Origin of the sequence: Streptomyces sp. NPDC005408, assembly GCF_040606445.1 — a bacterium.
Taxonomy (GTDB): domain Bacteria; phylum Actinomycetota; class Actinomycetes; order Streptomycetales; family Streptomycetaceae; genus Streptomyces.
In genome coordinates this window covers 20,916-29,024 of record NZ_JBEXEX010000071.1, presented here as the reverse complement: position 1 = coordinate 29,024, position 8,109 = coordinate 20,916, and the positions used below count along the sequence as shown (strand labels likewise).

The 8,109-nt window shown below is 69.7% G+C and carries 6 protein-coding genes; 1 reads left to right on the top strand and 5 read right to left on the bottom strand.

Annotation, left to right across the window (positions count from 1 at the left end):
- Positions 1-95: 95 nt before the first annotated feature.
- From ABZS64_RS35845 to ABZS64_RS35830, 4 genes are all read right to left on the bottom strand, one after another.
- Positions 96-758, bottom strand: a complete 663-nt coding sequence (locus tag ABZS64_RS35845; protein ID WP_355838804.1) for an ABC transporter permease — start codon at positions 756-758, stop codon at positions 96-98.
- Between the two features lie 34 nt (positions 759-792).
- Positions 793-1,566, bottom strand: a complete 774-nt coding sequence (locus ABZS64_RS35840; protein ID WP_355838810.1) for an ABC transporter permease — start codon at positions 1,564-1,566, stop codon at positions 793-795.
- 65 nt (positions 1,567-1,631) lie between these two features.
- On the bottom strand, positions 1,632-2,606 hold the full coding sequence (locus tag ABZS64_RS35835) for an ABC transporter ATP-binding protein (RefSeq protein ID WP_355838808.1): 975 nt from the start codon (positions 2,604-2,606) through the stop codon (positions 1,632-1,634).
- Between the two features lie 37 nt (positions 2,607-2,643).
- Positions 2,644-3,885 carry an NYN domain-containing protein gene (locus tag ABZS64_RS35830; RefSeq protein WP_355838802.1) on the bottom strand — a complete coding sequence of 414 codons (1,242 nt, stop codon included), beginning with the start codon at positions 3,883-3,885 and terminating at the stop codon, positions 2,644-2,646.
- A gap of 244 nt (positions 3,886-4,129) precedes the next feature.
- On the opposite strand from ABZS64_RS35830, the gene ABZS64_RS35825 reads away from it, so the two are divergent.
- Entirely contained in the window at positions 4,130-4,309 is a 180-nt protein-coding gene (locus ABZS64_RS35825; protein WP_355838800.1) for a hypothetical protein, read from the top strand.
- A gap of 98 nt (positions 4,310-4,407) precedes the next feature.
- Here ABZS64_RS35825 and dnaE read toward each other — a convergent pair whose 3' ends face one another.
- Entirely contained in the window at positions 4,408-7,947 is a 3,540-nt protein-coding gene (gene dnaE, locus ABZS64_RS35820; RefSeq protein ID WP_355838798.1) for a DNA polymerase III subunit alpha, read from the bottom strand.
- Between the last annotated feature and the right edge of the window lie 162 nt (positions 7,948-8,109).

The window sequence follows — 8,109 nt, the reverse complement described above, 5'->3', positions numbered from 1 at the left end:
GCCGCATATCCAGCCCCGCCGGCGTTTGAGGCGCGGGTCTGGGGCGGAGCCCCAGTTCGGGAAGGGGCGGGGCGGGGTGAAGCCCGCCGCAGGCGTCAGCCCGCGCCGCCCGGACCCGCGCCCGGCCCCGGCCCGTAAGGAACCGGCGGCCACTCCGGCTCCGGATCCCGCGGACCGAACAGCGCCGTCAGCGCCAGGTGAACCACCATCGCCGCCACCGGCCACGCCAGCAGCGCCCCATGGGCCTTGAGCTCCAGCGGCGCGTCGAACGTCACGCCCTCCCCCACCGCCCGCGCATGCGCCACCACGTCGTCCGTCGGGCCGAACCACTCCCCGATCCCCCACGCCAGCAGCGAGCCGAGCAGCCCGCCCAGCGCGAGGGCCACCACCAGTGCGATGCCCCCGCGCCTGCGGAAGAAGAAGACGGCGGCCGCGCTGACCGCGCCGAACGCGAGGGCCAGCAGCGCGAACGTACCGTCCGCGCCCACCGCCTCCTCGCCCTCCGTGTCCTTGAGGAAGACCGCCTTGTCGCTGGAGATCAGCGGCACACGGGGGGCCAGCCAAAGCCAAAGCAGCCCGAGCGCCACACCCAGGATCGCCACGGCGACGACCACGACGACCGCGTCCCGCGCGTCCGTTTTCACGTCCGCGCCGTCCTGCGCCTCGGGCACATAGGAGGGGCCGGGCCCGGCCGGCGGCGACTGCCACGGGTCGTTGTTCGGCGAGGGCTGGTGCGGCGGAGTCAGAGGTGCGGTCACACCGCCATCGTGCCAGGCGTCCCCGGACGGTGCCTCACCGGACTGCCGCCCGCCGGTACGCCCACGTCGCGACCGTCAGCGAGACGACACCCACGACCGCGCAGACCGCGAGGTCCAGCCCGACGACCGCCCAGTCGGGACGCGCGTCGAAGGTTCGGGCGAGGGCCTCGACTCCGTAGGTCGACGGCAGCAGATCACGGGCGTACGTGATGGGCCCGGGCAGCCGGTCCGCCGGCAGTACGCCGAGGAGCAGCGCCGAGGACATGCCCAACTGCCCCAGCAGCGTGGCCAGTTCCTGGCGCGGCGCGAGCAGCCCGAGCGCCGCGCCGAGACCGGCGAGGGCCGCTCCGGCGAGCGGGACGACCGCGGCGAGCACCCACAGATGCGTCAGCGGCAGCTGGAAGAGGACGCTGCCCGCGACCGCCGTGACGACCGTGCCGGGCACGGTGAAGGAGGCGTACGCACCGGCCGCGCCGAGCACCACCGCCGCAGGCGGCACCGGCAGCGTGGCGTAGTGGTCGAGCCCGCCGCTCGCCCGCAGCTGTCCGAAGTACTGGGCGAGGAGATTGAGGGCGACGAACGCGACGACGAGGACGCTCGACCCGGCGACGACGGCCCGCGCCTCGGCGCCGCCGTCGACGACCCCGCGCATCAGGACCATGATCCCGATCGACTGGAAGGTCGCCACGAAGAGCAGCGGAATCCGGGCGACCCGCGCCCGCGACAGCTGCGCGCGGTACACGGCGCCGAGCGCGGGCAGCAGCCGCGCCCGCGGCGCGAGGGGCGCTGCGGCCGCGGCCGGGGCCACGCTGGTGGCCCTGACCTGCCGGGCCTGTCCGGAGGGTCCGGACACCGCCTCCGCGGGCACGGTGCTCACGCCTTGACCAGCCCCTTCGTCGCGTTCCCGCCGAGCGCCAGGTAGACGTCCTCCAGGCTGGGCGCGGCCAGTGTGAAGTCGTCGAGCGCCGCGAACGCAGCGCCGCCGGTCACCGCACCGACCGCGGCCCGTGCCTCGTCCGGCGCGAGCCTGAGCACCCACCGGCGTCCGGACTCCTGTGCGGAGGGGCGCAGCGCGGCGACTTCGGGCACATCCAGCGGTGCCCGCTCGCGCCACACCAGCTCGACCCGTACCTCACCTGCGATCCGCTCCTTGAGCCCGGCCGGGGTGTCGCAGGCGATGACGCGGCCTCGTTCCAGTACGGCGACCCGGTCGAGTACGGTCTCGGCCTCGATGACGTTATGGGTGACGAGCAGCACGGTCGCCCCGTTCTCGGCCCGCCGCCGGTCGACCGCGGCCCACACCGCGCGCCGTGCGACAGGGTCCATGCCGGTGGTCGGCTCGTCCAGTACCAGCACCGGCCGCTCCCCCACCAGCGTCGCCGCGAAGCAGGCCAGCCGCCGCTGTCCGCCGGAGAGTTTCTTCAGGGGGCGCGCGGCGAGCTCGGTCAGCCCGAGCTCCTCCAGTACGGCGTCCCGCTCGGCCCGAGCCCGGCGTGCGGGCAGTCCGCGCAGCCTGCCGGTCGTCTCGGCGGCGAGTGCGACCGTCAGTTCGTCGAGGGCGGTGGACTCCTGCCCGAGATATCCGATGAGCCGGGCGGCGCGCTCCGGGTGGCGTACGAGATCGTGGCCCAGCACTTCGACGCTGCCGCTGTCCGGGCGCATCAGGCCGGTGAGCTGTCGTACGAGGGTGGACTTGCCGGCGCCGTTGGGCCCGAGCAGCCCGAAGATCTCGCCGCGCCGCACCTCCAGCGAAATCCCGTCCGTGGCACGCACCTCGGGTGTCCCGGGGGTGCCTCGGCGAGCGCGCGCGGCGGGGTACGTCTTGACCAGATCCCGCACCACGCACACCGTACTCACAAGGGACGAGACTACGGGGTCGGCGGGGCTACTCCCCCGCGGGGGCGTGTTCCGCGGCCGCCCTCACATCGATCTCGCGCCAGAATCCCGCCCGGATCGCATAGCGGTCGTGCTCGTCGATCTGGTCGTCCTTGTGCGCGAGAAGTCCGAAACGTGCCGCGTACCGCAGCAGTTCGCCGTCGATACGGTGCGGGATCCGCGGGTACATGGTGGACAGCTGCTGCACGTGGCCTGCTTCCGGCAGCCGTTCCATCCAGCGCCGGGCGAAGACCTGTCCGACCTCGAAGGGGTCACCGCCGACCGTGGTGATGTCCTCCTCGCGGTCGGCCCAGCGCTGCTCGGCGCTGGTGAGCTGGGCGAGCGTCGGCAGCGAAGCCGTCTCGGGCGGCTCGCCCAGGGTGCCGCCGCCGGGCCGTTCCACCCAGCCCTTGTCGGAGGACCAGCGCAGGGTGGCGCTCGCCGGTTGGGGCGCGGGGTGCTGGCCGGGTCCGCGCAGGCCCGCGAGGTCCTTGGGGGTGGGGACGCCGCCCTTGGCGGCGGGGGCCGGGCCGGGCTCGGAGCCGTTCTGCGAGGGGGCGGGCTGTGAGCCGTTGCGTACGGCATCGGCGGCGCGCTCCTGCGAGGCCGCGAGCGCCGACTCGGGCAGCGGCGCGGAGAGGATCGCGGCGATCTCGGGGCGGGGCACGGGCGGCGGGGCACAGATTCCGGTGAGCTCCTTGGCCCGTACGGCTCGGGTGATCCACGCGCGGTCGAGCACCCGCCGCTCGTCGGCCTCGGCGACCAGGTCCTCGGACTGGTTGTAGTCGCCGTCGGCGGCCTGCACCGCCCAGAGGTGGACGGCGACGCCGTGTTCCTTGGCCGACATCAGTCCGGGCAGCAGATCCCCGTCCCCGGTCACCAGGACCACATCGGAACAAGCGCGATTTCTGGCCAGTTCGGTGAGCTCGGCATGCATGGCCGCATCGACGCCCTTCTGCGCCCAGCGGCCGTCGCTCCGGGTCAGTGCGCCCAGCCGGACCGTCACCCTCGGCATCACACGCAGTCGCCGGTGCTCGGGCTGCGGTACGCGGTCGGGGGCGCCGTCGAACCAGTAGATGCGCAGCAGTGGTCGTTCCGTATCGGTCTCGGCGAGTTCGCGCAGGCCCTGGATCAGGGCGGCGTGGTCGACGGTGATCCGGGAACGCGCAGGTTCCCCGGCGAGCAGGCTCGCGGCGGCGCCCAGCAGATATCCGGCGTCCACCAGGACAACGCAGCGGTCCACGCGTTCCACCCTCTTTCGGGAACTTGGGGAGCGGGGAAGGGTCCGGATCGGGGATTGTTCCGGGTTTCCTTCGAGTCTGCCCGACCACGGGAGGGTTAACGGCCGGAACTCGATCACCGGCGTGGCGGATCCCCGAACCCATGGTGCGACAAGCGCCCTTTACACACCGTAGTGATCCAAAATGCGGCAGTTAGGCTGGTATGTGAATCTGGTCGCGGCCCTGGCCCCGAGATCCCCCACAGGAGGTATCACCATGGCCAAGAACAAGAATCGCAAGCAGAGCGCTCAGCAGGACCGCTCATCGGCCGCCGAGCGCGGTGGCGAGCAGGCCAAGACGACCGCGTACGAGTCGCAGGCACAGCCCCAGTCGCAGGCTCAGGGCAGCCCGGCCGATGTTGCGCGTAAGCACCAGCGGCGCTTCGGCCACAACTGATCGCGCCGTAACGCCGCAAGGGGCGCGCCCGTGACGACGGGCGCGCCCCTGCGTGTGCGTGTGCGTAAGCGGGTGCGTGAACTGTGTGCCGGAGAGCCTTACCCGGCCAAGCAGGACGGGCCGAGCAGCACCTTGAGATCGCCGAAGAGCGCCGGGTCCGGCTGGACGCGGTGCCGGTCGAGCCGGAGCACCGTCGTCTTGCGGGGGCCCTGCAGCTTGATCCGTACCTCGGTGTTGCCCTTGTGATGGCTGAGGATCTCGCCGAGCCTGCTGACCATCGGCGGCGTGATCTTCACCGTCGGGATGGTGACCACCACGGGTGCGTTGGTACCGGCCGAGGAGATGTCGGGGACCATCAGCTCCATGGCGACAAGACGCGGGATGTCCTCGCGCTTGTCGAGGCGTCCCTTGACGAAGACCACGGTGTCCTCGACGAGCTGGGTCGACACCAGCTGATACGTCGCCGGGAAGAACATGCACTCGATGGAGCCGGCCAGATCCTCGACCGTCGCGATCGCCCAGGCGTTGCCCTGCTTGGTCATCTTGCGCTGCAGGCCGGAGATGATGCCGCCGATGGTGACGACCGCGCCGTCCGCGTGCTCACCGCCGGTGAGCTGGGAGATCGCGGCGTCCGTCTTGTCGCTCAGGACATGCTCGATACCGAAGAGCGGATGGTCGGAGACGTAGAGGCCGAGCATCTCGCGCTCCTGCGCGAGCAGATAGGACTTGTCCCACTCGATGTCGGAGAACTCGACGTCGAGCCCGAAGCCCGGCTCGTCGGTGGCCTCGTCGCCCATCCCGCCGAAGAGGTCGAACTGGCCCTCGGCCTCCTTGCGCTTGACCGCGACCACGTTGTCAATCATCGGTTCGTGGTGGGCGACCAGGCCCTTGCGGGTGTGGCCCATCTCGTCGAAGGCGCCTGCCTTGATGAGTGATTCGACGGTCCGCTTGTTGCAGACGACCGCCTCGACCTTGTCGAGGAAGTCGGGGAAGGAGGTGTACTTCCCCTTGGACTTGCGGCCGCGGATGATCGAGTCCACGACGTTCGTACCGACGTTACGGACGGCGGAGAGGCCGAAGAGGATCACATCGTCGCCCTGGGCGGCGAAGTTCGACTGCGACTCGTTCACATTGGGCGGCAGGACCTTGATGCCCATGCGGCGGCACTCGTTCAGATAGACCGCGGACTTGTCCTTGTCGTCCTTCACCGAGGTGAGCAGCGCGGCCATGTACTCGGCCGGGTAGTTCGCCTTGAGATACGCGGTCCAGTAGGTTACCAGGCCGTACGCCGAGGAGTGCGCCTTGTTGAAGGCGTATCCGGCGAAGGGGACCAGCACGTCCCACAGGGCCTGGATCGCCTCGTCGGAGTAGCCGTTCTTGCGGGCGCCCGCCTGGAAGATGCCGAAGTTCTTCGCCAGCTCCTCGGGCTTCTTCTTGCCCATGACGCGGCGGAGGATGTCGGCCTCGCCGAGGGAGTACCCGGCGATGATCTGGGCGGCCTTCTGCACCTGCTCCTGGTACACGATCAGGCCGTGGGTGAGGCCGAGGACCTCCTTGAGGGGCGCCTCGAGCTCCGGGTGGATCGGCGTGATCTCCTGCTGGCCGTTCTTGCGGAGCGCGTAGTTCGTGTGCGAGTTCATTCCCATCGGGCCCGGCCGGTACAGGGCCGAGACGGCGGAAATGTCCTCGAAGTTGTCGGGCTTCATCAGCCGCAGCAGCGAACGCATGGGGCCGCCGTCGAACTGGAAGACGCCGAGCGTGTCACCGCGGCAGAGCAGTTCGTACGTCGTGGGGTCGTCCAGCGGGATGCTGAGCAGGTCCAGCTCGACGCCCTTGTTCGCCTTCACCATCTTGACGGCGTCGTCCATGATGGTCAGGTTCCGCAGGCCCAGGAAGTCCATCTTCAGCAGGCCGAGCGACTCACAGCTCGGGTAGTCCCACTGCGTGATGGTGACGCCGTCGGAGTGCCTGACCCAGACCGGGACATGGTCGGTGATGGTCTCGCTGGACATGATCACGCCGGCCGCGTGCACACCCATCTGCCGGACCAGGCCCTCGACGCCCTTGGCGGTGTCGATGACCTTCTTCACGTCCGGCTCGTTCTCGTACATCCCCCGGATCTCGCCCGCCTCGCTGTAGCGCGGGTGCTTGGGGTCGGTGATGCCGTTGAGGTCGATGCCCTTGCCGAGGACGTCGGCCGGCATCGCCTTGGTGAGCCGGTCACCCATGGCGTACGGATAGCCGAGCACCCGGGCGGAGTCCTTGATGGCGTTCTTCGCCTTGATCTTGCCGTAGGTGCCGATCATGGCGACCTTGTCGGCGCCGTACTTCTCCGTGACGTACCGGATGACCTCGCCGCGCCTGCGCTCGTCGAAGTCGATGTCGACGTCGGGCATGGAGATGCGCTCGGGGTTGAGGAACCGCTCGAAGATCAGGCCGTGCTCGATCGGGTCGAGGTCGGTGATGCCCATGGCGTACGCGACGATCGAACCGGCCGCGGAGCCCCGGCCGGGGCCCACCGCGATGCCGTTGTTCTTGGCCCACATAATGAAGTCGGCGACCACGAGGAAGTACCCCGGGAAGCCCATGTCGATGATGATGCCCATCTCGTACTCGACCTGCTTGAGCCGGTCGTCCGGGATGCCGCCGGGGTAGCGCCGGGCCATGCCGCGCATGGTCTCCTCGCGGAACCAGGTCACCTCGGTGTAGCCCTCGGGGACCTCGAACTTCGGCATCAGGTTGCGCTCTTCGAACCAGCCCTCGGTATCGATCTGCTGCGCGACGAGGAGGGTGTTGGCGCAGCCCTCCTGCCAGGCGTCCGAGGAGTCCACGGCGTACATCTCGTCCGTGGACTTCAGGTAGTAGCCGGTGCCGTCGAAGCGGAAGCGGTCCGGGTCCGAGAGGTTCTTGCCGGTCTGGATGCAGAGCAGGGCGTCGTGGGCCGTCGCCTCATGGGCGTAGGTGTAGTGCGAGTCGTTGGTGACGATCGGCGGGATGCCGAGCTTCTTGCCGATCTCGAGCAGGCCGTCGCGGACCCGGCGCTCGATCTCGATGCCGTGGTCCATCAGCTCCAGGAAGTACCGGTCCTTGCCGAAGATGTCCTGGTACTCGGAAGCGGCCTTGAGTGCCTCGTCGAACTGGCCGAGGCGCAGCCGGGTCTGGAGCTCGCCGGAGGGGCAGCCGGTGGAGGCGATGAGCCCCTCCGACCACTGGGCGATGGTCTCCTTGTCCATCCGCGGCCACTTCTGCAGCCAGCCCTCGGCATACGCGTCCGAGGAGAGCCGGAAGAGATTGTGGAGACCGGTCTTGTTCGCCGCCCAGATCGTCTTGTGGGTGTAACCACCCGAACCGGAGACGTCGTCCCGCTTCTGGTGGGGCTGGCCCCACTGGATCTTCCGCTTGTTCCGCCGGGACTCGGGGGCGATGTACGCCTCGATGCCGATGATGGGCGTGACGTCCGCCTTCTTCGCCGAGTGGAAGAAGTCGTACGCCCCGTGGAGGTTGCCATGGTCCGTCATGGCGATGTGGGTCATGCCCATCTCGTTGCAGGCATTGAACATGTCCTTGAGCCGCGCAGCACCGTCCAGCAGGGAGTACTGGGTGTGGACGTGAAGGTGCGTGAACGGCGGCTTGGTCACGGTGGAATGCCTCCGGAGAACGGTGGTCGACAGGCTGCGGACAGTCTGGGGGAACAGCGTGGAAGTCTACGTCTTGGCACTGACAGTCGGCGGGCACTCCCGAGTACGGTCGTGCGTTGGAGGGGAGGGAACCCCTCCCCCCGGCGTCGCCGGGGGATCCCC

What these genes read in the sequence shown, in the direction of transcription:
- ABZS64_RS35825 (WP_355838800.1), top strand. Translation starts at nt 4,130, where the DNA reads ATGGCCAAGAACAAGAATCGCAAGCAGAGCGCTCAGCAGGACCGCTCA.